This window comes from Pseudoalteromonas sp. P1-16-1b, assembly GCF_001401785.1.
Classification (GTDB): Bacteria; Pseudomonadota; Gammaproteobacteria; order Enterobacterales; family Alteromonadaceae; genus Pseudoalteromonas; species Pseudoalteromonas undina.
In genome coordinates, this window is record NZ_LKGQ01000003.1 from 84,320 (window position 1) to 106,927 (window position 22,608).

Annotated in this window: 20 protein-coding genes and 2 tRNA genes; 12 read left to right on the top strand and 10 right to left on the bottom strand. The window is 39.7% G+C overall.

What is annotated here, in order from left to right; all coding sequences use genetic code 11:
* Positions 1-22: 22 nt before the first annotated feature.
* The 3 genes from AN392_RS03240 to AN392_RS03250 are packed head-to-tail and all read left to right on the top strand — an operon-like array spanning position 23 to position 3,676.
* On the top strand, positions 23-2,230 hold the full coding sequence (locus tag AN392_RS03240) for a polysaccharide biosynthesis tyrosine autokinase (RefSeq protein WP_055011813.1): 2,208 nt from the start codon (positions 23-25) through the stop codon (positions 2,228-2,230).
* A gap of 11 nt (positions 2,231-2,241) precedes the next feature.
* Positions 2,242-2,970, top strand: coding sequence for a tyrosine-protein phosphatase (locus AN392_RS03245; RefSeq protein WP_055011814.1), 729 nt, complete (start codon positions 2,242-2,244; stop codon positions 2,968-2,970).
* Positions 2,963-3,676, top strand: a complete 714-nt coding sequence (locus AN392_RS03250; protein WP_055011815.1) for a VpsP family polysaccharide biosynthesis protein — start codon at positions 2,963-2,965, stop codon at positions 3,674-3,676. Before AN392_RS03245 ends, AN392_RS03250 begins: the two co-directional genes overlap by 8 nt.
* A gap of 531 nt (positions 3,677-4,207) precedes the next feature.
* Here the strand turns inward: AN392_RS03250 and rsmF are convergent.
* Positions 4,208-5,647 carry a 16S rRNA (cytosine(1407)-C(5))-methyltransferase RsmF gene (gene rsmF, locus AN392_RS03255; RefSeq protein WP_055011816.1) on the bottom strand — a complete coding sequence of 480 codons (1,440 nt, stop codon included), beginning with the start codon at positions 5,645-5,647 and terminating at the stop codon, positions 4,208-4,210.
* Between the two features lie 264 nt (positions 5,648-5,911).
* Here rsmF and AN392_RS03260 point away from each other — a divergent pair, with 264 nt between their 5' ends.
* From AN392_RS03260 to prpF, 5 genes are all read left to right on the top strand, one after another.
* Positions 5,912-6,625 (top strand): GntR family transcriptional regulator, encoded by a 714-nt coding sequence (locus AN392_RS03260; protein WP_010389679.1) that lies wholly within the window; start codon positions 5,912-5,914, stop codon positions 6,623-6,625.
* Positions 6,626-6,695: 70 nt separating this feature from the next.
* Positions 6,696-7,574, top strand: coding sequence for a methylisocitrate lyase (gene prpB / locus AN392_RS03265; protein ID WP_010389681.1), 879 nt, complete (start codon positions 6,696-6,698; stop codon positions 7,572-7,574).
* Between the two features lie 25 nt (positions 7,575-7,599).
* Positions 7,600-8,724 (top strand): 2-methylcitrate synthase, encoded by a 1,125-nt coding sequence (gene prpC, locus AN392_RS03270; RefSeq protein ID WP_055011817.1) that lies wholly within the window; start codon positions 7,600-7,602, stop codon positions 8,722-8,724.
* Between the two features lie 127 nt (positions 8,725-8,851).
* On the top strand, positions 8,852-11,461 hold the full coding sequence (acnD, locus tag AN392_RS03275) for a Fe/S-dependent 2-methylisocitrate dehydratase AcnD (RefSeq protein ID WP_055011818.1): 2,610 nt from the start codon (positions 8,852-8,854) through the stop codon (positions 11,459-11,461).
* Positions 11,462-11,473: 12 nt separating this feature from the next.
* Positions 11,474-12,646 carry a 2-methylaconitate cis-trans isomerase PrpF gene (gene prpF, locus AN392_RS03280; RefSeq protein WP_055011819.1) on the top strand — a complete coding sequence of 391 codons (1,173 nt, stop codon included), beginning with the start codon at positions 11,474-11,476 and terminating at the stop codon, positions 12,644-12,646.
* Positions 12,647-12,719: 73 nt separating this feature from the next.
* On the opposite strand, the gene AN392_RS03285 is transcribed toward prpF, so the two are convergent.
* Positions 12,720-13,619, bottom strand: a complete 900-nt coding sequence (locus AN392_RS03285) for an ABC transporter substrate-binding protein (protein WP_055011820.1) — start codon at positions 13,617-13,619, stop codon at positions 12,720-12,722.
* Positions 13,620-13,933: 314 nt separating this feature from the next.
* Between AN392_RS03285 and AN392_RS03290 the strand changes: the two genes are divergently transcribed.
* The gene (locus AN392_RS03290) at positions 13,934-14,857 is read left to right on the top strand and encodes a hypothetical protein (RefSeq protein WP_055011821.1); all 924 of its coding nucleotides are present in this window, start codon (positions 13,934-13,936) and stop codon (positions 14,855-14,857) included.
* Here the strand turns inward: AN392_RS03290 and AN392_RS03295 are convergent.
* Positions 14,854-15,669 (bottom strand): hypothetical protein, encoded by an 816-nt coding sequence (locus AN392_RS03295; RefSeq protein WP_055011822.1) that lies wholly within the window; start codon positions 15,667-15,669, stop codon positions 14,854-14,856. The genes AN392_RS03290 and AN392_RS03295 overlap by 4 nt on opposite strands.
* A 124-nt stretch (positions 15,670-15,793) precedes the next feature.
* Between AN392_RS03295 and AN392_RS18605 the strand changes: the two genes are divergently transcribed.
* Positions 15,794-15,949: a hypothetical protein gene (locus AN392_RS18605; RefSeq protein ID WP_161803864.1), complete on the top strand. Its 156-nt coding sequence runs from the start codon at positions 15,794-15,796 to the stop codon at positions 15,947-15,949.
* Positions 15,950-16,216: 267 nt separating this feature from the next.
* Here AN392_RS18605 and AN392_RS03300 read toward each other — a convergent pair.
* The 4 genes from AN392_RS03300 to AN392_RS03315 all read right to left on the bottom strand — a co-directional run bounded on the left by AN392_RS03300 (position 16,217) and on the right by AN392_RS03315 (position 19,142).
* Positions 16,217-16,293: transfer RNA gene (locus AN392_RS03300), tRNA-Val, on the bottom strand.
* Positions 16,294-16,446: 153 nt separating this feature from the next.
* A tRNA-Val gene (locus AN392_RS03305) sits at positions 16,447-16,523 on the bottom strand.
* A 236-nt stretch (positions 16,524-16,759) separates the two neighbouring features.
* Positions 16,760-17,809: a DUF3080 family protein gene (locus AN392_RS03310; RefSeq protein WP_055011823.1), complete on the bottom strand. Its 1,050-nt coding sequence runs from the start codon at positions 17,807-17,809 to the stop codon at positions 16,760-16,762.
* Positions 17,787-19,142, bottom strand: coding sequence for an MATE family efflux transporter (locus AN392_RS03315; protein ID WP_055011824.1), 1,356 nt, complete (start codon positions 19,140-19,142; stop codon positions 17,787-17,789). Before AN392_RS03315 ends, AN392_RS03310 begins: the two co-directional genes overlap by 23 nt.
* A 190-nt stretch (positions 19,143-19,332) precedes the next feature.
* On the opposite strand from AN392_RS03315, the gene AN392_RS03320 reads away from it, so the two are divergent.
* Positions 19,333-19,959: a riboflavin synthase gene (locus AN392_RS03320; RefSeq protein WP_054200746.1), complete on the top strand. Its 627-nt coding sequence runs from the start codon at positions 19,333-19,335 to the stop codon at positions 19,957-19,959.
* Here AN392_RS03320 and AN392_RS03325 read toward each other — a convergent pair.
* Together AN392_RS03325 and AN392_RS03330 are read right to left on the bottom strand one after the other, a co-directional pair.
* The gene (locus tag AN392_RS03325; protein ID WP_055011825.1) at positions 19,956-20,159 is read right to left on the bottom strand and encodes a CPXCG motif-containing cysteine-rich protein; all 204 of its coding nucleotides are present in this window, start codon (positions 20,157-20,159) and stop codon (positions 19,956-19,958) included. The two genes, AN392_RS03320 and AN392_RS03325, sit on opposite strands and share 4 nt — an antisense overlap.
* 90 nt (positions 20,160-20,249) lie before the next feature.
* Positions 20,250-21,116, bottom strand: a complete 867-nt coding sequence (locus AN392_RS03330; protein ID WP_055011826.1) for a fructosamine kinase family protein — start codon at positions 21,114-21,116, stop codon at positions 20,250-20,252.
* 120 nt (positions 21,117-21,236) lie between these two features.
* Between AN392_RS03330 and AN392_RS03335 the strand changes: the two genes are divergently transcribed.
* Positions 21,237-21,929 (top strand): hypothetical protein, encoded by a 693-nt coding sequence (locus tag AN392_RS03335; protein WP_055011827.1) that lies wholly within the window; start codon positions 21,237-21,239, stop codon positions 21,927-21,929.
* A gap of 102 nt (positions 21,930-22,031) precedes the next feature.
* Here the strand turns inward: AN392_RS03335 and AN392_RS03340 are convergent, their stop codons facing one another.
* Positions 22,032-22,394, bottom strand: coding sequence for a DUF3718 domain-containing protein (locus AN392_RS03340; protein ID WP_036984821.1), 363 nt, complete (start codon positions 22,392-22,394; stop codon positions 22,032-22,034).
* Between the last annotated feature and the right edge of the window lie 214 nt (positions 22,395-22,608).

A 22,608-nucleotide genomic window follows, 5' to 3' on the forward strand; every position in this document is an offset into this window, starting at 1 on the left:
AGTTTAAGGCAGTAATAATAAAATGAATACACTATCTGAAAAGCCTAGCAACAACGAGGAAGTTATTGATTTAGGTGCTTATCTTAATGTTATTAAGCAAAGTAAATGGAAGATTTTAGGTTTTGCTATTGTAGTTACATTACTAACTATAATGGTTGCGTTAACTTTAGTGCCTAAATATGTAGCTACAGCCACTTTATTAATTGAGTCGGAGCAAACCAAGGCGGTGAGTTTTGACGAAATATACGGCTTAGATTCTACTAAAAAAGAATATTACTTAACTCAATTTGAAGTGATTAAGTCAAACAGTATTGCTCGTGAGGTTATTACTAAACTCAACTTAAAAGAGCATACCGACTTTATTGCTAAACCTTCACTTACAGGTGAGTTAAAAGGCATGGTTAAGCAGCTGTTACCTTTTTTAAATAAAAAAGAAAGCTCAGCTCTTAGCGAAGAAGAGCAAGCAGAGCGAGAAATGTTAGGTTTGCTTGCTGCATTCAAATCGCGTTTGAGTGTCTCTCCTATAATGAAAACGCAATTAGTGCGTGTAAGTTTTGAGTCAAGTGACCCTAAGTTAGCTGCTTTGGTGGCAAATACGGTGGGTGAAGTTTACATTGAAAGCCAAATGCGCGCTAAAATGGGTATTACCCAGCAGGCATCGAGCTGGTTAAATACGCGTTTATCTGAATTGCGTATACAACTAGATAGCTCTGAAGTGCGATTGCAAGCTTACCGAGAAGAACAAAAGCTGGTTGATATAGAGGGTATAGCAGGACTTGTTACCCAAGAGCTAGAGCAAACCTCAAAACAGCTAGTAGATGCTCGTGCGACTAAAAATAACCTTGAAAGCATAAACCGTGTTATTAACGAATATGGTAACGACAACATAGAATTACTTGGCAGTATGCCTGAAATTACCTCACACCGTGTTGTACAAGATGTTAAACGCGAAGTTGTATTGGTTGAGCGTAAGGTGAGTGAGCTTAGTGAGGTTTACGGCCCTAAACATCCTAAAATGATTTCAGCTAAATCTGAACTTGCCACCGTTAAAACAAACCTTAATAAGCAAATTAAAGGGTTAATTACCGGTATTGAAAAAGAGCTTAATAGAACAACGCGAACTGTAAATGCGCTTGAGCGCGACTTGGCTAAAATTCGTGCTGAATATCAAGATATTACCCGTAAAGAAACCCAATATAACCAGCTTAAGCGTGAAGTTGAAACAAACCGTAATATTTTTAATACCTTTTTATCTCGCTCTAAAGAAACCGAAGTAACCAGTGACTTTAGCTCTGCTGCAGCGCGCTTTACAGACCGTGCTTATGCTCCAAGAAACCCTAGTAAACCTAACAAAAAGTTAATTGTTATTTTAGCTTTTGTGGCTAGTTTAGGTTTTGCGGTAGTAATGACCTTTGTTTTTGATGCCTTAAACGACACAGTTAAAAATAAAAATGATGTAGAAAATAAACTCGCACAGCGCATGTTAGGTTTATTGCCGCATGTTGCAGTTCCTAAAAAGAGCTATTTTCCGATTCATGCTTATTTAGAAGATACTTATCGCCGCTTTGCTGAGTCGGTTCGTACATTCCGCACTAGTTTACTGTTAACTCATCTTGACCGAGCGCATCAGGTTATTGCGGTTACCTCTACCTCCCCAGGGGAAGGTAAAACCACCACCTCTGCAAACTTAGCGATGTCGTTGGCACAAATGGGCAAGGTATTACTGATTGATGCCGATTTACGTAAACCAACGTTAGCTAAACGTTTTGATATACCGGTATTTCACCCAGGTTTAAGTAATTTAATGATTGGTACTGAGCAATTAGCTGAGTGTGTTCATGTTGACACGCAATCGGGTGTAACAATTATGCCAAGTGGGCAAATACCATCTAATCCACTTGAGTTGTTGTCAAGCCCACGCTTTGCACAATTGCTCAGTGAGTTAAAAGCGCAGTACGATCATATTATTGTTGATACACCGCCTACACAAGCAGTAAGTGATGCATTGGTAATTGCACAAAGTGTTGATTCAGTTGTTTATGTTGTTAAGTCAGACATTACCCGTATTAAACCAATTACAGCGGGCCTTGAGCGTTTATTTGAAGTAAAAGCTCACGTTGCTGGTGTGGTACTAAACAAGGTAGATATGAGTAAATCTAAAGATGAGCATAGCCATGGTTACTATGATTATTACGATTACTCACAGCAACCTGAAAAGCCACAAGTGTAATTAAGTAATTTATGATTGATATTCATACGCATATTTTGCCGGGTATTGATGATGGCGCTAAAGATTTAACAGAATCTTTGGCGCTTTTGAAATTGGCCGAAAACGATGGCATTACTCATATGGTGGCAACGCCACATATACATGTGGGCCGCTTTAATAATGCGGCCGCTCAAATACAAAACGATTTAGAGAGTTTAAAGCGAGAGGCACATAAAGAAGGTATTAATGTAAAATTAGCTGCCGCTGCTGAAGTACGTTTAGACATAGAGCTTATGGCAATGGTGATGGCTAATAAACTGCCTTTTATTGGTAAAATAGCAGACAAAAACGTGTTGCTATTAGAGTTACCGCATTCACACATGCCTCAAGGTTACGATAAGTTTATTCAGTGGCTCGCTAAACAAAATATGCGCGTTATTATTCCGCATCCTGAGCGTAATCGCGATATTCAGTCAAATCTTTATTATATTCAACACTTAAACCAATTAGGTTGCGACTTTCAATTAACAGCATCGAGTATTGAAGGGGAGTGGGGCGAAAGCGCACAAACTATAGCGTTACAAATGCTACAAGATGGTTTAGTGAACTATGTTGCCTCTGACGCTCATTCAGTAAAGCGCCGACCGCCTATTTTAAGCCACGCTAGAAAAACAGTAGCGCAGTTATTAGGTGAGGAGCGGGCTACAGCGCTTTTTGTAACTAACCCGCTGCAACTAACCGAGTGTTTATTTAATGACTAAATTAAATATGTTTAAAGTAGTGCCTGCTGTTATTTTAGCCTTGATAGTACTTGTTATCGCTTATACCAGCATGCAAAGTATGCGAGCAAATGCGTGGTACTTTAATGCACTTAATATTGTGCAAGAGTCGGATGGTGCTTTGTCTGGCTCATCGCTTCAAGCGGCAGAAAATGCGATTACATTGGCTACGAATATGGATCCTGAGCATCCTCATTATTGGCATTTTTTAGCCCATATAAAAATGCTAGGTTTAGCCGGTATTGATACAACATCAAGTGAGCAATCAGATAAAGTAAAGCAAACATACCAACAAGCTGAGCAAGCGTTGTTAAAGTCGGTTGAGTTAAGGCAAACCTGGGCACTAACCTGGATAAGCTTGGCGCAAGTTGTCAGCTATCAAGAGGGGCCTACCGAGCGGGTATATAATTATATTCAGCAAGCTAAAAAAGTTGGCCCATATAAGTTAGATGTTCACTTAGGTATTATTCAAATTGCGTTAATGCACTGGAATAAGCTACCCCCCACCTACAAAGCCCTTTATGTGAATGAGCTAAAGTTAGCCTCTAAATACGGCTATAAGTTTAATAACATTTTTAGTATGGCGAAAGAAATGAACCGACTACCTATAGTGTGTTTATCGCTTCAATTTGGTTCTCATTATGAGGCTATTAGAAACAGTTGGATGTTTAATAAATACTGTGGTTAAAACACGAGCCAGGGCGGCGAGCAACGGGTTTCGGGTAATAGGCCTTGAACCTCGCACCTAGTTAATTCTGAACTTTAACCTTTTTTTAACCACATAGAATACCGAGGCGCTTCGCGCTACACGGAGAAAGCTTCAATTTTGGAAATCTAATAACTAACAACAGTTCTTTAATCTTTGTCTTTAATAACTTTCTCTGTGTGCTCCTATCCTCTGTGGTAAATAAATCACTAAGTTCTTATTGTAGTATAGGGCTGGTTGAGTGATTAAGCTCGTAACCCGATCCCCGAAGCCCGTTAACTTTCGCCTAGACAAAAAAAGACCCAGAGCTATAAGGAACTCTGGGTTATAGAGGGGCTCACATGTGAGCCCTGCGCTAACTAAAGACACTTTCAGATTCTTAGGGAGAAGAAGAAAGTTATTTAAGTATAGTCAAAAGCTTCAAAAATACACATTTTTGTTCGTTTTTTATACTGCAATAATTACAGTGGGTTACATTTGTTATGCACACCTTTGTTACATTTAAGTTAGGGTTTACTCCCAGTTTATTAACTGCGTATTTTGCACCAAATCACGAGGTAGTGAGTTTTTAACCTTATTTTTTTGCCACTTTCCTAAACCAATAGGGCAACCACATAAGGTCAGGATCACTTCGCCAGTTGCCTTAACAACCTCATCCAAACGAATGTCTTTACCATTAAAGTAATCACTGGCCTGTTGATTGGTTAATTCCAGTACATTACTTTTACATTGCTTACCAAATACGGTGGCAAACTCGTGAGCAAGGCGTACCCCATTTTTATGAATAACACCAACCTGAATACCTAATCGAGCATATTTAATTTTGTTTTGTATCGCTTCAAATTCATCTGGAAACAGCCAAAGCTCTTTGTCTCGCTGCATTAATGTGCCTGGTAGACTCGTTAAACCAAATTGCTTTTTGAGGGAGCTCATAAACGCACTTTGCTGTTTACTATCAAAATCAGTAAAGGGGAATGCCCCTTTTTTAACTTTTAGATTTTGGTTTTCGCAGCTGCTGTGCTTTTTAAATTTAGCAATAAAAAAGCCTTCGCTGTCGAAGGTTTGCGGCCAAACATGTAAGTAGCCCTCGTCTGTAGTGGCTTTTTCTGCGTCAGGGAAAAGATCATGTAAAGGCTCTGGCGCGATGTATTCGCCAAATTCTTCTAGCAATGCATCACACACTTGCTGGTTTTCGAGAGGGGTTAATGTACAGGTTGAATACACCAATGTACCGCCAGGTTTAAGTGCGTAAAATGCACTTTTAATCAGATCTTTTTGTACTTGGGCGATAGTAACATTTGATTCGATAGACCAATTTTTTAATGCATCGCTATCTTTACGAACTGTGCCTTCACCTGAACAGGGCGCATCAAGTAAAATACTATCAAAGCATTCAAACATATAATTACCAAAAATCACGCCATCAAAATGCGATAACGCACAATTACCAACACCCATTCGCTTTAGAGTGGCACTGAGTACTTTTAAGCGCGATGACGACAGCTCATTTGCAACCAAAACACCTTGATTGTTCATTAGTGCAGCTAGTTGTGAAGTTTTAGAACCTGGCGCAGAGGCCATATCGAGTACTGTGTTACTAGTTTGCAGGCTGTGCTTTAGTGCCATTGGCGGCAACATTGAGCTTGCCTCTTGTACGTACATTGCGCCACTTAAATGTAAATCGGTATTGCCCAGCGCTAAATTTTGCTCTTCATTATTTGGGCGCTCAAGCCAGAAGCCTTCATCGCACCATGGAATAGTAGTGAGTTGCCAATTTTTTTGAGCCGCATGGCGTTTAAATTCTTCAACACTCATTTTTAATGTATTAACGCGAACAGACTTACGTAAAGGTCGACGACAGGCACTTAAAAAATCATCTAACGTAAGGTGCTCAGGCAGATAAGTTTTTACGTCGTCAATAAATTGCTTGGGGATATAAGTGTTAGCGTCCACGATTTGGCTCATACAATAAAATTAAAGGCGGATAATAGCATTTTTAGCGATTATTTTCAGTGTTAAAGTCGAAATAGTAGCACCTTTAAAGTGTCGACACCTTATTGTGAAAAACGCACTCAATACTAAAAATTATTATACTTTTGGCTAATGCTGTCGACAATGTGGTGATTTTTTGCTCATCCTTAGCACTTTTAGGGTTGACACTGTTAGCTAATAAGCACATAGTTAACCCATAAATTGTCGACAATATAAAAATACTTTATGACACAGCACTTTTTAAACGATACCGCAGTTACAACCGCTTCCGATAAAGTGTTTGTAGATATGCGCCGCGAAATTGTAGAAGGCAGTATTGCACAAGGCAGTAAAATATCAGAGCCAGAACTGGCAAAGCGTTATGGTGTAAGCCGTGCAACCCTTAGAGAGGCATTAAACCGTTTAGAAAGTTGTTATTTAGTTGAGCGCAAAGCCAATATAGGTTGTCGTGTTGTGGCATTAACCGCAGAGCGTTTGATTGAGGTGTATCAGGTGCGCAGTGCCCTTGAAGGACTTGCATGTAGGTTAGCTGCCGACAATATGGCAGCCGATGAAGTACAAAGCTTGAAACAATTACTTAATCAGCATTTGCAAACTCAGCGTGTTAAAGAAGGTGAGTCGTACTATCAAGAAGCAGGCGACTTAGACTTTCATTATCGAATCATCAAAGGCAGTAAAAACGCTCATTTAATACATTTGTTGTGCCACGACCTGTACCAGTTAATAAGAATGTACCGTGTACAAATGGGTATGGTTGGGCCTCGCGTATCGAAAGCGTTTGACGAACATTTAGCCATTATTAACGCCATAGAAAATCATGATGGTGAGCTCGCTGAAATGCTAATGAAGCGCCATATCAGTGCTTCTCAAGCAAATATACAAACAAAATTTGATGGATACCAATCAGTACAAGCCACTCAAAATGAAATGGCAAACTAGTACAGATGTCACATTTTTAAAAAATACTAAGCTGCCAAAGAGCAGCCCCGTTCAAAGTTAGGAGAAGGTAATGTCAGCAGGATTAAAGTTTAAACAGGCAATTGCAAATAACCATCCGTTACAAGTTGTGGGTACTATTAACGCGTATACCGCAATGATGGCTGAAAAAATGGGCCATCAGGCTATTTACTTATCGGGTGCAGGTGTGGCTAATGCCTCATTTGGTATGCCAGATTTAGGTATGACTAGCCTTGATAACGTGCTTGAAGATATTCGCCGTATTACCGGCGCTAGCGATTTACCATTATTAGTTGATGCCGATACAGGCTGGGGCGGAGCCTTTAATATTGCCCGTACCGTTAAAGAAATGACTAAAGCAGGTGCAGCAGGCTTTCATATAGAAGATCAAGTAGCGCAAAAACGTTGTGGCCATCGTCCTAATAAAGAAATAGTTACTCAAGCTGAAATGGTTGACCGCATTAAAGCTGCAGTTGATGCTAAAACCGATAGCGATTTTTACATTATGGCGCGTACTGATGCATTTCAAAAAGAAGGCTTAAATGCAGCAATAGACCGTGCAGCAGCGTGTGTTGAAGCGGGGGCCGATGCCATTTTTGCAGAAGCCGTTCACGACCTTGCTGATTACCAAGCATTTAGCAAAGCGATTAATGTGCCGATTTTAGCCAACATTACCGAGTTTGGCCAAACCCCAATTTATACCAAAGAGCAGTTAAGCGATGTGGGTGTAGAAATGGTGCTTTACCCATTAAGTGCATTTAGAGCTATGAACAAAGCGGCTCTTAATGTGTACTCGGCTATTTTGAATGAAGGGTCGCAACAAAGCCAAATTGAAAGCATGCAAACGCGTGCAGAGCTTTACGACTTTTTAGATTATCACTCGTACGAAAACACGCTAGATAACCTTTTTTCATCAAAATCTGACAAATAATAAAAAATTCAACAGGAGACAAATCATGGTAGATAAAGCATTAGGTGGCGCAGGCTTACGTGGTCAAGTAGCTGGACAAACGGCATTATGTACAGTAGGGCAAACAGGCTCAGGTTTAACTTACTGTGGTTACGATATTAGCGAACTAGCCGAAAAAGCGCAGTTTGAAGAAGTGTCGTTTTTACTTTCGCGCGGCGAGTTACCAACAGCAAACGAACTGTCAGAGTATAAAGCTAAACTTAAGAGCTTACGTGGTTTACCTGAATCACTAAAAACAGTGCTAGAGAACATCCCTAAAGACGCGCACCCAATGGATGTAATGCGTACCGGTTGTTCTATGCTAGGTAACCTTGAAATGGAAAATGACTTTAGCGAAGCAAACGATGCGATTGACCGCATGGTGGCAATTTTCCCAAGTATTATTTGTTACTGGTATCGTTTTACTCATGACGGTGTTCGTATTGAAACCCAAACTGATGATGATTCAGTAGGCGCACACTTTTTAACGCTATTACACGATAAAGCGCCAAGTGAATTATTTGCACAAGTGATGAATGTATCACTAATTTTGTACGCAGAGCATGAATTTAATGCCTCTACCTTTACCGGTCGTGTGTGTGCATCAACGCTTTCTGATATTCACTCATGTGTTACCGGCGCAATTGGTACCTTACGCGGTCCACTACATGGTGGTGCAAACGAAGCCGCAATGGATATGATTGAAGGCTTTAGCAGTGCTGATCAAGCTGAAGATGCACTAATGGGCATGCTTGAGCGTAAAGATAAAATTATGGGCTTTGGCCACGCTATTTACCGCGAGTCAGATCCGCGTAATGTAATTATTAAAAAATGGTCTGAAAAATTAGCCGCAGAAGTGGGTGACGATGTGCTTTACCCAGTATCAGTTCGCTGTGAAGAAGTAATGTGGCGTGAGAAGAAGTTATTCTGTAATGCCGATTTCTTCCATGCATCGGCGTACCACTTTATGGGTATTCCTACTAAGTTGTTCACGCCTATCTTCGTAATGAGCCGTGTAACCGGTTGGACAGCTCACGTAAAAGAGCAGCGTGCAAATAACCGTATTATTCGCCCAAGTGCTGACTACACAGGGCCAGATGCGCGTAGCTACACGCCAATTGAATCAAGATAAACATATAGTCCATACAAAGGTGAGTTACCAACTCACCTTTTACGGCTTTAGCAAATTATGCAAACAATATACCTTCAAATCTAGAGCCTGTCTTGATTAACCCCGTCACCAAATTAGCGAATTTATTATGACCATTATTAATAACACTCAATACCGTAAGCCTTTACCGGGCTCAAATGTAGATTACTACGATACTCAAGCAGCAGTAGATGCCATTAAACCAGGCGCATACGCTACTCTCCCTTATAGCTCGCGTGTATTTGCCGAAAACTTAGTGCGCCGCTGTGAACCCGATATGCTAACCGATGCGCTTAGCCAAATAATTGAGCGCAAGCAAGATTTAGATTTTCCATGGTATCCGGCACGCGTTGTATGTCACGATATTTTAGGGCAAACCGCTCTAGTTGATTTAGCGGGTCTGCGCGACGCTATTGCTGCAAAAGGCGGCGATCCTGCAAAAGTAAACCCAGTTGTACCTACTCAACTGATTGTTGACCATTCATTAGCTGTTGAGCACGCAGGCTTTGATCCTGAAGCGTTTGAGAAAAACCGCGCTATTGAAGACAGACGCAACGATGATCGTTTTCATTTTATAAACTGGACTAAAACTGCTTTTAAAAATATTGATGTGATCCCGCCAGGCAATGGCATCATGCATCAAATTAACCTTGAAAAAATGTCGCCGGTTATTCAAAACCGTGATGGTATTGCATTCCCAGACACGCTAGTAGGTACCGACAGCCATACACCGCATGTTGATGCATTAGGTGTTATTGCTGTTGGTGTGGGCGGCCTTGAAGCCGAAAGTGTAATGCTTGGGCGCGCATCGTACATTCGTTTACCCGATATTGTTGGCGTAGAGCTTACCGGTAAACGCCAACCGGGCATTACTGCAACCGATATTGTATTGGCTATTACCGAATTTTTACGTGAACAACGAGTGGTATCGACTTACCTCGAATTTTACGGTGAAGGTGCAGATGCACTAACTCTTGGTGATAGAGCAACCATTTCGAACATGACCCCAGAATTTGGCGCAACCGCCGCTATGTTCTACATTGACGATAAAACTATTGATTACTTACGTTTAACAGGTCGCGATGAAGAGCAAATTGCACTAGTAGAAAACTACGCTAAAACAGCAGGGCTATGGAGCGACAGCTTAAAAACAGCGCATTACGATCGTGTGCTTAAATTTGATTTATCAAGTGTAGGACGCAACATTGCAGGGCCTTCAAATCCGCATCGTCGTGTATCTACCAGCGATTTAGCTAAAGAAGGTATTTCGGGCGTTGTTGAAAACGAAGAGGGCTTAATGCCAGATGGCGCGTGTATTATTGCCGCTATTACTAGCTGTACTAATACCAGTAACCCGCGCAATGTAATTGCGGCAGGTTTATTAGCGAGAAATGCAAATGCCAAAGGATTAATGCGTAAACCTTGGGTTAAAACCTCATTGGCACCGGGTTCTAAAGCAGTACAATCGTACCTTGAAGATGCAAACTTATTACCAGAGCTTGAACAGCTTGGTTTTGGTATTGTTGGTTTTGCCTGTACTACCTGTAACGGTATGAGTGGTTCACTAGACCCTAAAATTCAACAAGAAGTCATTGAACGCGATTTATACGCAACAGCGGTGCTTTCGGGTAACCGTAACTTTGATGGTCGTATTCATCCGTATGCTAAGCAAGCATTTTTAGCGTCTCCACCGCTTGTGGTTGCTTATGCAATTGCCGGTACCATCCGTTTTGATATAGAAAAAGATATCCTCGGTAAAGATCAGCAAGGTAACGATGTAACCTTAAAAGATTTATGGCCATCTGATGAAGAAATAGATGCAGTGATCAAGCAAAGCGTTAAGCCTGAGCAGTTTAGAAAAGTTTACGAGCCTATGTTTAACTTAACCGTTGATTACGGCGAAGATAACGACCCATTATACAATTGGCGCCCAGAAAGTACCTATATTCGCCGTCCTCCTTATTGGGAAGGAGCATTGGCAGGCGAGCGCAGTATGAGTGGTATGCGTGCATTAGCTGTACTTGGCGATAACATTACAACCGATCATTTATCACCTTCTAATGCGATTATGGCAAGCAGCGCGGCAGGTGAATACTTAACTAAAATGAACGTGCCAGAAGAAGATTTTAACTCGTACGCAACGCACCGAGGCGATCACTTAACCGCGCAGCGCGCCACGTTTGCCAATCCTAAATTATTAAACGAAATGGTATTGGATGAAAACGGCGAAGTGAAACAAGGATCGTACGCACGCATAGAGCCAGAAGGTGAAAACACGCGTATGTGGGAAGCCATCGAAACCTACATGCAACGTAAGCAACCGCTTATTATTGTTGCCGGTGCTGACTATGGTCAAGGTTCGTCTCGCGATTGGGCAGCAAAAGGCGTAAGGCTTGCTGGTGTTCAGGTTATTGCAGCTGAAGGCTTTGAACGTATTCATCGTACTAATTTAATTGGTATGGGCGTTTTGCCGCTTGAGTTTAAGCCTGGCACAACGCGTAAAACACTTAACCTAAATGGTAGCGAAAGCTACGATGTAAAGGGTGAGCCAACACCAGGAGCAACTTTGGAACTGGTTATTACACGTAAAAATGGTGAGGTATTAAACGTACCAATGAAGTGCCGATTAGACACGCAAGAAGAGCTTTCTATTTACGCTGCAGGCGGTGTGTTACAACGCTTTGCGCAAGACTTTTTAGAAGCTACGCAAGCATCATAAGGACGCACATTTATGTTTAAACCACAAATTAAAGTGCCAGCGACATACATGCGTGGTGGTACCAGTAAAGGCGTGTTTTTTAATTTAACAGATTTACCTGCACCTGCCCAAGTGGCAGGTGAGGCGCGCGATAGCTTATTATTGCGCGTTATTGGTAGCCCCGATCCTTATGGTAAACAAACCGATGGTATGGGCGGCGCAACATCAAGCACCAGTAAAACGGTTATTTTAAGTAAAAGTGAACAGCCCGATCACGATGTTGATTATTTATTTGGTCAAGTTGCGATTGATAAAGCGTTTGTAGATTGGAGTGGCAACTGCGGTAATTTAACCTCTGCTGTGGGCGCATTTGCCATTAGTAATGGTTTAGTTGATAAAGGCAGAGTACCTGATAATGGCATTGCCATTGTGCGTGTATGGCAGGCTAACATTAAAAAAAGTATTTTAGTGCATGTGCCCATGACCAATGGTGATGTACAAGAAACTGGTGATTTTGAGTTAGATGGTGTTACCTTTCCTGCTGCTGAAGTAAAGCTTGAATTTATTGATCCTGCTGATGGTGATGGTGCGCTATTTCCAACAGGCAATGTAGTTGATGATTTAGAAGTTCCAGGCTTAGGCACGTTAAAAGCAACTATGATCAATGCTGGTATTCCTACTATTTTTGTAAATGCCAGTGATATTGGTTATACCGGTACTGAACTACAAGATGACATAAACGCTGATGAAGCCGCTCTAACTAAGCTTGAAAGCATTCGTGCCCATGGCGCAGTAAAAATGGGCTTAATTAATAATATTAATGAAGCACAAGCACGCCAACACACACCTAAAGTGGCATTTGTGGCTGCTCCACATAATTATACATCCTCAAGTGGTAAGCAGGTTAATGCAAGTGATATCGATTTGTTAGTCCGTGCTATGTCAATGGGTAAGTTACATCATGCAATGATGGGCACTGCCGCTGTCGCTATTGGTACTGCTGCGGCAGTTGAAGGAACATTAGTTAATTTAGCCGCCGGTGGTGGTGCTATTAATGAAGTTAACTTTGGTCACCCTTCGGGCACATTAAAAGTGGGAGCAGAGGCGGTGGTTACAAATGGCCAATGGCAGGTTAGCAAAGCCAGTATGAGCCGCAGCGCGCGTGTTTTAATGGAAGGCTGGGTAAGAGCGCCATTTGATTTTTAAACATTATATAATAGCTGATGGCTTTGAGAGCATCAGCTTTATAGTTACCATGTAGTTTAAAATAAATCGTTAATTATCCAAGGTTATAACACTGTTGTTTTTTATTTTTTATAAAGCTATCAAACTCATTGTTTGCATGCATATTCGCAATTTCAGTATTTATATCTTCCAAAATAGATTGCCATTGTGATGCACTTTTAGTTACAGAATAATATAGATTTTTGTATTCAATGCTTGGCATTAATGCAACGAGCGCATTTAGCATCCTTTTTTTATCTCTATTTGATAAAAGTGACTTGTAAACGCTGGCTTTAAGTACTTCTAAGTCAGCAACAATAAGCTCAACACGACCGTTTAATAGCAAGTGAATAAGCTGATATTCACTGTTTGCCACAATGGTTTTTATTTCACCTTGATCAATAAGTTCATCGAGTTTAGCACTATTCTTGTATGAACGAACGACGCCCATCACTCGGTTTTTTACAGAGTTAATGCTGCCATCGTAGTCAATAGTATGATTCTTTAGCGCAACAAATGATAAATCGCCGCCTGGAATAGGTTCTGATAGCGCCAATAACTGATTTCGTGTTTTTGTTAGAATATTTTCGGATATGACATCGTCGTCAATATAGTACTCAGGAAATAATATATCGGCTTTGCCTAGCTCTGCTTCGCGAACTGCACGCGCCCAAGGATAAAATTCAATATGAACGCCATAACCACGCTTTACCAGCATGCTAACTGTGAGCTGGTATAGCCAGCCTTTATTGCATAAGTTATCGTCTATGTAGGGAGGCCAGTTGAGAGTGACTAAACGAAGGACGGTATCAGCCTCTAAATTATAACCGTAACCGCTTTTGTATTTTTCGCCAGGAAGGGTGATATTTTTATCATTAACTGTGTAAGTTACTGGCGCAGGATCTGCGTAAGCAAAAAGTGAAATAAATAAGGTAGCGACTAAAAATATTCTCATAAGGATAATGCATTTTTATATGTACAGTTAAGTTTAGTGTGTTATCTGGAATAAACAACTTAAATGGTAAGGTTCTTTTAGTATTCATACAATTAAATATAGCCTTAAAAAGCGATAACTATTAACATGCGAATACAAGTAATTTAACTTAAATACGATTTAGTACTTATTTTATTAATAACATGAAAATTCAATCGTATTAAATAGAATAACTATATAAATAATTTTCATATTACTCTATTTTTAGGTGCTGTAATAAATCACCAATCGTGTTGGTATGATAATTAAAGGTGTTTTTACAAGAGGGAACTTTTATGGCTAATAAGCCAATAAGTGAAGATAATCCATTTGCTAATTTATCTGATGTGCAGTGTGAACACATCCAAAATTGGTATCAAAAGCATATTTCTTTAACTCTAACCACGTTGCTTAAAGGCAGTAAGTCTGGTCAAGTAATAGACAGTAAATTAGAGCACGCGTTAAACGAAGCATTAAAAAACAGTAAACAGACCATAACCTATAAAGGCGATGGTAATTCGCCTATAAAATTACAAAATGCCAGTGTATTGGCCGAGCTCAAAGATACACGTGATTTGTTTCATGGTGCACAAGTTAAAATAAATAAGTTAGAACAAAAAATAACAACAAGTGCTGACGAAATACAATTACTAGAGACTCAAAAAAGCGAACTACAACTAGAAGTACGTAGTTTAAAGCAACGGTTAAACCATGTTTTATCACGGTTAGAGTCGCAAGGTGTTTCGTTTCAAAAAAGCCATTATGTAGGGCGTATATTAGTACATGCTTTACGAGCAAGCTTTGAAAATTGGCAGCAAACGCCCTCTGGTGAGTCTTTCAAAAATCATGATTTTTATAAGCTTTTTCCTCGGGTGTTATACTCAAGTTTACTAAAAGAGATAGAAAAACTGCTAGGGGAACATGATTATAATAAAATAGAACGCTCGTTGAGTGATTTTGTGTTTCAACAAAAGGGCTCTCCAGTAGAGAATTGGCCAGATGAAGACCCGATATACGAGACACGATTAATTAACCAAAAACAGTCAGAGCTTTTAATTAAGTTACAAAGCCAACACCAGCAGCGAAAAAACTTTACTGCCTATTTAGAAAAGCGTCTTTCTAATACTGGGTTTACGCATAAGCACAGTGATTTACTAATGACATTAGTTGAGTTTGCGACAAATGATAAAAATAGTAAGTTTTCTAGTTACTGCCATTAATTAGCAATATTTGTTTGGCTAGTGAGCAGTAAAGGTGAAGTTAGAGGAGATTGTTGAAGCCCAAGTTGCTTTAGCCTAGCTGCAATATTGCCTTGCGTGAGTGCTTGCTTTACCCATTTATACAAGGTGCTTATATCTAGCGTGTGGTTTGGGCGCAGTAATAATTGATGATTATAGGTTTGTGCAACTCGCTCAGACACAAGTAGCAAACGCTTGCTTTTTGGATACTTGCTAAAGTATTGATTTAGGTAAGAGCGAGTAACAATAGCGCAATCGCTGCGTTTTTTTAATACTAATTCAATACTTCTTTTATGGCTGCTTAATAAAGTCATTTTATATTCGTTTTCAAGAACTGAGGGGCTACTTTCGTAATTAGCTAACGGATAATGGTAGCCTAAAATACCCACTAAGGTTTTATCTTCTAAGTTATCAAACCAGGCTTGAGATTTTGCAAATTGCCTTAAAGCAATAAATACTTCTGTATCTATTGCTATAACAGGGGAGTTACTAATTACATTATTCCCTTGTTGCCACCCCCAGTTCGGGTTCTCAAAAAAAACCGAATCGAATAGGCCTTTTTGGTAATCCTTAAAGCGACGAATAGGCGTGGTTAGTACTAATTCAAAATGATAAGAAGACTGTATTTTATTGAGCTCGCTTATTAATTCAACGGTAAGACCAGAAACACGCCCATCAACAATTTCTATATAAGGAGGGAACTCATAGCCACCTACTTTAACCACCGTTTTTGCATGAGCTTCTTCAACTGAAAAGCCAAGTAAGGCTAGTAAAATGAGCGTAACAAACTTCATAGTTAAATCCTTTCTTAGCGTGCTTTTGATGTATTAATTTAAAAGATAGTCTATTTGTTAACATAGTATGAATTATCAAGCAATAAATACTGACTTTGCAGGGTGATTAAATGGATGTTACCCAATGTCGGGTGGAGTGACTTCGCTACTTAACCGACCTACGTTCCCAACAATTAACGTAGGTTGGATAAGCCGAAGGCGTCATCCGGCGATGTTGGATGATGTTTGGTGTTGGGGTGTTTCACCAATGTCGGGTGGAGTGGCTTCGCCACTTAACTGACCTACATTCTTTTTTTATTGTGTAGATATGTAGAGAGGGTAGTGCTTTTTCTTTTTTGACAGTGTAGATATGAAGATTGGTACGACTGAGTGGATTCGAACCACAGACCTCTGGACCGGGTGATCAAGAGTAGGTAGTGCTCTTTCTTTCTTAACAGTGCAGATATGGAGATTGGGACGACTGAGTGGATTCGAACCACTGACCTCTGGACCGGGTGAGCAAGAGTAGGTAGTGCTTTTTCTTTTTTAATAGTGTAGATATGGAGATTGGTACGACTGAGTGGATTCGAACCACCGACCCCTACCATGTCAAGGTAGTGCTCTAACCAACTGAGCTACAGTCGTACAATTTTAAATTCTTAAATTAAATATACTTTTGGGGGTAAAGTATATTTGGTACGACTGAATGGATTCAAACCACTGACCTCTGGACCGGGTGATCAAGAGTAGGTAGTGCTGTTTCCTTCAACGTACTTTAAATACATTATTTACTAATTTTGGTACGACTGAGTGGATTCGAACCACCGACCCCTACCATGTCAAGGTAGTGCTCTAACCAACTGAGCTACAGTCGTACTATAAGTCTACATACTATTTAATTCGTCCATGAAGCTTCATCCTGTCGGCGTCCTGCCTCCACCTCGTTCGGCTGCGAAGCTTCGCTTCGGTCCAATCTCGCCCAACTGAGTTACAGTCGTATTGCATGTATTTAAGAGTTGTTAATTGCTTAACAACGGTCGCTAATATATAGCGTGATGGGGAGTGAATCAAGCATGTTTATGCTATTTGAGTTTATTTGCCGTTTTTTTATTCATATTGGACTGATTTCACACGTTTTATAAAATTTTTGCCACCATATAACATGCTCTTTTGCTGACGATTTTAGCTGAGCGAGTAAATTTTTAGCGTTTGGGTCAAGAAGAGCATTTACTTCTTCACTGCTTATTGCTTGATTAAACCACAGCTGCACATAAAGCGGCTGCAATGTTTCTAAATAACCACTAAGCTGCGCTTGATAAGGCTGAATTTGTTTCAAATAATATTTATTGAATATATTACTGACAATTTCAGCTTGCTGCTTGTTTTTACCCTTTGGGCATATATCTTCAAGCGTTAAAGTATTTACAAACTGGGTTGCCGCATGATTTAAGCTAACTTGTTCACGCGCGGCTTGAATAAGTTGTTGGTTAAACTCGTATTTGTTAAGCGGCTCAAGCGCTGACAAAATATCATCACTGTTTATTGCCATACTATTTTGGTTTTCGATTAGCTGTTTTATGGTAGTTAGCTTTTTAAGCCCCTCAACTGTGTCGCTAAACCCAGCCGGTTGAGTGCTGAGCTCTTGGCTGGTTAATTGCCAACTGCTGTTGAGCTCGGGTTCACTAAATAACATATTGTTGAAAAACTGAGTGAGCTGAGCTTGTTTTTGAGTTTTTGCCGCAGCAATTTTGTTGTAAATCTTGCTTTGTTTATCCAAGCTATTTAAACAGTTTTGCGCGCTTTGAATAAAATCTATTTGGTACTTCAATTGACTAGCAGCGGTGGCTGTTTTACCTAATTGATTATTATGCTCGCTTATTAAAACGTTCAGTTTACATTGGCTAATACCAGCAAGTTCAGTTATGCCAATTTTAATTGCTGGCAGTAAAGCTTCAACAGGCTCAATTAAAGTAAGCTGTTGCAGTGAGTTTGTGTTTGCTTTAGGAACTTGCAAGGTATTACTTAAGCGAGACAAGTAGGTTTTATTTGCCTCACTGGGCTGCTCTGAGCAGCCAAAAAGTAAGATACAACACACTGCCAGTAACCATTTAAGTGGCAGTGTGGTAGTTATAGATTGATTAAGAGAGAATAAATGGTTCACGTTTAAATCGCCTATGCACTGTCAGCATCAGTAGTACAGCTGCAACTGATAATCCAACGATAATGCCTATCCAAAAACCATGCGGGCCCATTGCTGGCACTATTAAGTCTGTTCTTGCTAATACGTAACCTAAACTAAAGCCGATTAACCAATAAGAAATAAAAGTGATATAAGAAATAGGCGCGGTGTGCTTTAAGCCTCTCAATATACCATTTGCAGCTACTTGTAATGCATCAGGAAGTTGATAAATACAGGCTAAAATCATAATTGATGAAGCAAGTGCGAGTACCGCAGGGCTATCGCTATAAAGCTCGCTAATCACATCGCGACCTATAAAAGTAATAAAAGCAATAAATAGAGCGATAATTGCCGCTAAAATATAACTTGTAGACACGGCTACTTTTAATTGATCTAAATGATTTTGCCCAAATAAATTACCAATTCGTATGCTAATTGCAATTGAGAGGCTAAGAGGCATCATAAATAATAGTGCTGTAACACTGGCTGCAATTTGATGGCCAGATACGGCCACCGCACCTAAGTGCGCAATAAATAAAGGTATACAGGCAAACAAGGTTACTTCAAAAAAAGTGGCTAGTGATATAGGAATACCGAGTTTGGTAATAATACCTATGGTTTTAAAGTTAGGTTTTTCAAAGCCCGCTAATAAGCCTTTGGCGTCTACTTTTTTGCTGAGCTGGCAATAAGTCACCTGCGCAATGGCCATAACAGTAAATACGAGTGCGGTAGCAATACCACAACCGGCTCCGCCAAATGCTGGTAGGCCAAATAAGCCATTGATAAAAATATAATTGAGTGGAATGTTTACCGCAAGCCCCAGTAGGCTAATATAAAATGCAGGCTTGGTCATCCCCATGCCTTCAGTCATATTTCTGTAAACGGTAAAAATTAAAAAGCCAAATACACCCCATTTAACAAAATGAATGTAGTCAAAAGCAAGTGCAGCAATTGCAGGGGTGGTATCTAGCTGTAAAATAACAGTATTGGCAAGCTGCGCCGCACTAAAACCAGCAATACTTAAAAGGAGTGTTAAATAAAGGGCTTGCTGAAAATAATGGCTGATGCCGTTTCGATCTTTAGCACCAGCGAATTGTGCAATAACGCCCGTTAATGCTAATAAAATCCCTTGTATTGCTAATAAAATTGGGTTCCATATCCCCGTTGCAATTGACAGTGCAGCTAAATCGGTAGGGCTCACTTGTCCGGCCATAATGGTGTCAACCACAGACATTAATACTAAAGTTACTTGTGCTAAAAAAACGGGAACGGCAAGAGAAAGTAAACGTTTGGCTTCCCAACTACAAAAAGTCATAAAAAACAGCTATTCAGAAAAACATAGTCGCATTGTAATCTATTGTGATCTGCCAAGCTATGCTGGTGGTCGGTGTTTGTATTTAATTCATCTTGGTGGTGAAAATAACCATGAATAAGTGCTATTAAGTGAATGATTTTGTCTTTTGATACGTTAAACTAGCACTTTGTTAGAAATAGAAGCGATTTTTATGTTTACCGGTATTATTCAAACTCAAGCAACGGTAGTTTCTAAAACCCATGCACAGGGCGTATTACGCTTGGTAGTTTCTGTTAATGAGCAATACGTGAAGCATTTAGACTTAGGTGCCAGCATCGCTATAAATGGTTGTTGTTTGACTGTTGTGAAAGTAGAGCTAAGTAATCACGATGTGGTTGCTCAAGTGCATTTTGATGTTATTGATGAAACCCTGCAGCTAACTAATCTTGGGCAACTGGAATTGGGTAGTTTAGTTAATTACGAGCGTTCAGTGTCGTTTGGTACTGAGTTGGGGGGGCACATTGTATCTGGACATATTCATTGCACCGCAAAAATTGCGCAAATAGTGAAGTTAGAAAACAACTACAAAATACAGCTCAGCCTGCCACAAAAATGGCAAAAATATGTGCTATACAAAGGATTTGTATCTGTTAATGGTGCAAGTTTAACGGTGGGAAATATTGATGAGTTTGGCTTTTGGTTGCATTTAATACCAGAAACACTCGATATAACTAATTTAGGTGAAGCCGTTGTGGGTGATGAGTTCAATATTGAAGTCGACCAGCAAACCTATACAATTATAAACACCGTTGAAAACTACATGCGCCAACATAGTTAAAATATTTGTTCGTCATCGCTGTCCACATGTAACTCTAACTTATTACGTGCATAATCTATATGCATGTTCAGGTGTATAAGATTACAACAGGCACTGCATTCTTCATAGTAGTCTTGGTCGCCCATACTGGCATCGAGATCTAAATTAATATGGTGTCCACAATGTGGGCAGGCGATACGTTGTGATAAAAAGTCTTTCATAATAACACCTCATAAAAACTAAGTTTTTTTACGTGGGTAGCACACAACGAGCTAATAATAATTATAGTGCTTATATTTTGTTTACTACATTTATTTTAGTTTAATTAGTTTATCAACGTGGTCTTTAGCCTGATTTAGATAATGCCCCGCATAAATGTTGGCGTTGTTTAAAATAGGGTAAAGCTGGTAAACAAGCTTACGTTGCTCATAACCCTGAGCTAAAGGGTATTGGTGATTGTAGGTACTATAAAACTCTTCAGGGAGGGGGGCATAAAGCTCACTCATAGCAATATCGACCTCCCGATCTCCGTAATAGCAGGCAGGGTCAAATAAGGTCGGAATGTTGTTTACAAAGCCCATATTACCGCGCCAAAAATCGCCATGTATTAGTGAGGGTAAAACATGATGATTATGCAGTTGCTCTTTTACTAAATTTATCAGTTGCTCGGGGTCTGCAAGTGCAATGCCTTTTTCAGCTAATAGCTGTAATTGCCAACCAATACGTTCTTCTGCAAAAAATACATCCCATTTTTTATGCCACTGATTAGGTTGAGGTGTTGAGCTTAAATAATTGTCGGTGTCAAAACCAAACATCGCTTGCTGGTGTTTTTGATGTAACATAGCAAGATGCTCCCCCATAGCTGACCAATGGGTATGGGGAAGCTCGTCAAGTGCAAGCCACTCTAATACAATAAAGGCGAATTCTATATTGGCCCCAGTTGTAATGCAGTCTGGCACCATAAATACACTGTTTTGAGTAAGCTGTTTTAAACCTTGAGCTTGAGCCTCAAAGCGTTCTAGTTCATGTTTTTGCGCAATTTTAACTAAGTAATTGTGCTTGCCATCGCTTAAGTGAAACAACTTATCGGTGGATGTATTTTGCAACTGACGTTTATGGGTGTGTTTAAAATCGTAATGGATAGCTTGGCTGATCTGTTGATTGATTGTTTTCCACATAACAATAGTCACCTTTTAAACCTATAAATAAACTATGGCAAAAAGGGATTAAATAAACAAATTAATCGGGTAAAATTAAGACTATCAATTTCTGATACAAATCACTGAAATGGAATAAAAATGAATAAAAGTTTTATCACTAACTTATTAGCAGCGTGTTGTGTTGCTATTGGTTTTGTATTTGATCAAGCCATTGTACTTTCAGTGGGTTTATTTGCACTCTCTGGTGCGGTTACAAATTTACTCGCTATTCATATGCTGTTTGAAAAAGTACCGTTTTTATATGGATCAGGTGTAATTGCGCTTAAGTTTGAAAGCTTTAAAGTGGCTATAAGAAATTTAATACTTACGGAGTTCTTTTCTGAGCATAAAATAGACAAGCTTCTAAGTAAGGCACAGCCAACGATTGATTTTGAATCGGTAATTTATAAAGTAGATTTAAACCCTGCATTCGATAATTTGTTAGTGGTTATTGAGCAATCACAATTTGGTAGCATGCTTGCAATGTTTGGCGGCACTGAAGCCGTTGAGCCAATGCGAGAAAAGTTTATTGAAAAAATGCAATTATCGCTGGTGCAAATAAGCGACACCGACGATTTTAAAACGCTATTAAGCGACATGTTAACCCAAGGTAATAACGCGGAAAGTTTGCATAATACGGTGCTTAAGTTAGTGGATGAACGCTTAGATGAACTCACCCCTAAAATGGTAAAAGAAATAATTCAAACCATGATCCGCGAACATTTAGGCTGGCTCGTTGTGTGGGGTGGGGTATTTGGTGGTTTGTTTGGCTTGTTGGCAGCGCTTATTTAATAATTAAATACACGTTAAGCAGGTACTAAGCCCTGCCTAACGTGTCTGGCTAGAGTAAATTAAACGCATTTAAAACTCACGATTTTTTAATTAGAACTCAGGTTATTTAGATCCCGCCATAATAACTACAAGCGGTTTGTTTACTTTTGCTAAATCTCTTATTGACGTACTAGTAGATGCTTCAATATTTAAAAATTGTGCTGATTTATTTAAATCATACAGCGTTACAAAGTCACCCACTGATAAATCATTACAGAGTAATTTTTTGCTAATTACATGTTTATCTATACGTAGATCTTTCATTGTTCTGAGCAGTGTCAGTCTTTTGTTAGATGCAACGGCCATGCAAGCTTGGGTACCGGGTGATGAATCAGCGGCAACAAAAGTGGCCGCCATTACAGGAGCTGTTAATGTTGCTGCGCCCAATAATACAGTTGAATATAGAGTTGCTTTGAAAGAAATCATAGTATTTGCCTCTTTGTTTATGTGCAACTTAAGTATTGCTTAATGTAGCCGAAATGTTGTTAACTGAATGGGGTAAGCTGTAAGAAGATGTGTATATAAATCGTGCAATTTTGTAGGTGTATGAAAAGTTGTTCATAAATAATTTATTTTTGACACACTTTAGCGTTTTCCTACTGAAATATTTTTTCAGGCTGTTATTATCGCGCCCTAAATT

What these genes read in the sequence shown, in the direction of transcription:
- AN392_RS03240 (WP_055011813.1), top strand. Translation starts at nt 23, where the DNA reads ATGAATACACTATCTGAAAAGCCTAGCAACAACGAGGAAGTTATTGAT.
- AN392_RS03295 (WP_055011822.1), bottom strand. Translation starts at nt 15,669, where the DNA reads ATGAAGTTTGTTACGCTCATTTTACTAGCCTTACTTGGCTTTTCAGTT.
- AN392_RS03335 (WP_055011827.1), top strand. Translation starts at nt 21,237, where the DNA reads ATGAATAAAAGTTTTATCACTAACTTATTAGCAGCGTGTTGTGTTGCT.
- prpF (WP_055011819.1), top strand. Translation starts at nt 11,474, where the DNA reads ATGTTTAAACCACAAATTAAAGTGCCAGCGACATACATGCGTGGTGGT.
- AN392_RS03250 (WP_055011815.1), top strand. Translation starts at nt 2,963, where the DNA reads ATGACTAAATTAAATATGTTTAAAGTAGTGCCTGCTGTTATTTTAGCC.
- AN392_RS03340 (WP_036984821.1), bottom strand. Translation starts at nt 22,394, where the DNA reads ATGATTTCTTTCAAAGCAACTCTATATTCAACTGTATTATTGGGCGCA.
- AN392_RS03320 (WP_054200746.1), top strand. Translation starts at nt 19,333, where the DNA reads ATGTTTACCGGTATTATTCAAACTCAAGCAACGGTAGTTTCTAAAACC.
- AN392_RS03245 (WP_055011814.1), top strand. Translation starts at nt 2,242, where the DNA reads ATGATTGATATTCATACGCATATTTTGCCGGGTATTGATGATGGCGCT.
- AN392_RS03325 (WP_055011825.1), bottom strand. Translation starts at nt 20,159, where the DNA reads ATGAAAGACTTTTTATCACAACGTATCGCCTGCCCACATTGTGGACAC.
- AN392_RS03290 (WP_055011821.1), top strand. Translation starts at nt 13,934, where the DNA reads ATGGCTAATAAGCCAATAAGTGAAGATAATCCATTTGCTAATTTATCT.
- acnD (WP_055011818.1), top strand. Translation starts at nt 8,852, where the DNA reads ATGACCATTATTAATAACACTCAATACCGTAAGCCTTTACCGGGCTCA.
- AN392_RS03285 (WP_055011820.1), bottom strand. Translation starts at nt 13,619, where the DNA reads ATGAGAATATTTTTAGTCGCTACCTTATTTATTTCACTTTTTGCTTAC.
- AN392_RS03315 (WP_055011824.1), bottom strand. Translation starts at nt 19,142, where the DNA reads ATGACTTTTTGTAGTTGGGAAGCCAAACGTTTACTTTCTCTTGCCGTT.
- AN392_RS03260 (WP_010389679.1), top strand. Translation starts at nt 5,912, where the DNA reads ATGACACAGCACTTTTTAAACGATACCGCAGTTACAACCGCTTCCGAT.
- prpB (WP_010389681.1), top strand. Translation starts at nt 6,696, where the DNA reads ATGTCAGCAGGATTAAAGTTTAAACAGGCAATTGCAAATAACCATCCG.
- prpC (WP_055011817.1), top strand. Translation starts at nt 7,600, where the DNA reads ATGGTAGATAAAGCATTAGGTGGCGCAGGCTTACGTGGTCAAGTAGCT.
- AN392_RS03330 (WP_055011826.1), bottom strand. Translation starts at nt 21,116, where the DNA reads ATGTGGAAAACAATCAATCAACAGATCAGCCAAGCTATCCATTACGAT.
- AN392_RS18605 (WP_161803864.1), top strand. Translation starts at nt 15,794, where the DNA reads ATGTCGGGTGGAGTGACTTCGCTACTTAACCGACCTACGTTCCCAACA.